This window comes from Dellaglioa sp. CoH-55-MRSF-6, from assembly GCF_056782215.1.
In genome coordinates, this window is sequence record NZ_JBXAYJ010000045.1 from 1 (window position 1) to 271 (window position 271).

The 271-nt window shown below is 65.7% G+C and carries 1 protein-coding gene; it reads right to left on the reverse strand.

Annotated elements, in window-relative coordinates; translation table 11 throughout:
* The coding region (locus AC1RPK_RS07730) for a porin (RefSeq protein ID WP_481769352.1) at positions 1–271 on the reverse strand (271 nt) is incomplete at both ends.

Sequence of the window (271 nt, forward strand, 5' to 3'; positions counted from 1 at the left end):
TCTGGCGGCCGAGCGTCAGCGTGCCGTAGCGCTCCGAACTCAGGCCGACGAACGCCGCGCGGTTCCAGATCGTGTTCGCGGTCGCGAACTGGCCGTTGTTCGTATAGAAGCCGTTTTCCAGCTGGAAGATCGCGGACAGCCCGCCGCCGAGATCTTCCTTGCCCTTCAGGCCCCACCGGTCGGGCTGCGTATTGCCCTGGATCATCGCCCACTTCGCGTGGCCGCCGACGTTGTTCACGTACGCGATCCCCGCGTCCATGCTGCCGTACAG